Source organism: Streptomyces sp. NPDC049577, from assembly GCF_040675635.1.
Taxonomy (GTDB): Bacteria; Actinomycetota; Actinomycetes; order Streptomycetales; family Streptomycetaceae; genus Streptomyces.
This window is the reverse complement of the sequence record NZ_JBFAPH010000648.1, coordinates 1-1,214: the sequence shown is the minus strand read 5'-3', so window position 1 is coordinate 1,214 and position 1,214 is coordinate 1. Positions and strand designations below refer to the sequence as shown.

Below are 1,214 nucleotides of genomic sequence, written 5' to 3'. Positions count from 1 at the left end.
GAGCCGATCGAGGAGCTGGACGGCGACGAGGCCGGCGCGCTCGCCTCCGGCGTGGTGCGGGCCTTCCGGGCGTACCAGAAGCGGCTGGCGGCCGCCGCCCGCACCCGCTGCGAGGAACTGGACCGGCTCTCCGCCCAGGCCGTCGCCGACGCCCGCCGGCTCGCGCCGCTGCGCGCGGAACACCACCGCGTCGCGGGCCTGGCCACGCTCGCCGCCGGCACCTCCGCGCGCAACGAACGCAAGATGCGTCTGGAGTCCTATGTCCTGGCCGCCCGGCTCGAACAGGTCGCGGCCGCCGCGACCGCCCGCCTCCGGCGCATGTCGGCCGGCCGCTACACGCTCGTGCACTCCGACGCCCGCGGCAGCGGCCGCGGCCGCTCCGGCCTCGGGCTGCACGTGGTCGACGCCTGGACCGGCAGCGAGCGGGACACCGCCACGCTCTCCGGCGGCGAGACCTTCTTCGCCTCGCTCGCCCTCGCCCTCGGCCTGGCCGACGTCGTGACCGAGGAGGCGGGCGGCACCCGGCTCGACACCCTCTTCATCGACGAGGGCTTCGGCAGCCTCGACGAACAGACCCTCGACGAGGTGCTGGACGTCCTGGACGCGCTGCGCGAGCGGGACCGCGCCGTCGGCATCGTCAGCCACGTCGCCGACCTCCGGCGGCGCGTCCCCGCCCGGCTGGAGGTCGTCAAGAGCCGGTCGGGCTCGGCCGTTCGGCACCGGACGGGCGCGGCTGCCGGCTGAGGGCGCGCCGGGGGAGCGGGGAGGAGTAGACGACGCTCGTGGTCACCGACCCGAGCGCGCCGATCCTGCCCGCGACCTCCTCCAGGTGACGCATGGACCGCGCCGTCACCTTCAGCACGAAGCAGTCGTCGCCGGTGACGTGGTGCGCCTCCAGCACCTCGGGCGTCGTCGCGAGCAGATCGTGGAACGGCTTGTAGTTGCCGTTGGGGTAGCGCAGCCGCACGAAGGCCAGCACCGGCATCCCCAGCTTCTCGGGATCCAGGACGGCCGTGTACCCGCCGATGATCCCCGCCTCCTCAAGCCGGCGGACGCGCTCGGTCACGGCGCTGGAGGACATGTTCACGGTGCGCGCCAATTCGGCGAATCCCGCACGCCCGTTGTTCTGCAGGGCGTCCAGGATGCGCCAGTCGGTGGCGCGCGCGTCGTCGGGCAGATCGCTCAGCGTGGCCTTGGCCAGGCCCAGGTTGACC

Annotated in this window: 2 protein-coding genes; one reads left to right on the top strand and one right to left on the bottom strand. The window is 74.4% G+C overall.

Annotation, left to right across the window (positions count from 1 at the left end; translation table 11 throughout):
• On the top strand, positions 1-744 hold a 744-nt coding region (locus AB0K09_RS33580), incomplete at its 5' end, for an SbcC/MukB-like Walker B domain-containing protein (RefSeq protein WP_366069166.1).
• On the opposite strand, the gene AB0K09_RS33575 is transcribed toward AB0K09_RS33580, so the two are convergent.
• A complete protein-coding gene (locus AB0K09_RS33575; RefSeq protein WP_366069167.1) occupies positions 689-1,207 on the bottom strand; it encodes an Lrp/AsnC family transcriptional regulator in 519 nt (172 codons plus the stop codon). The two genes, AB0K09_RS33580 and AB0K09_RS33575, sit on opposite strands and share 56 nt — an antisense overlap.
• Positions 1,208-1,214 lie beyond the last annotated feature (7 nt).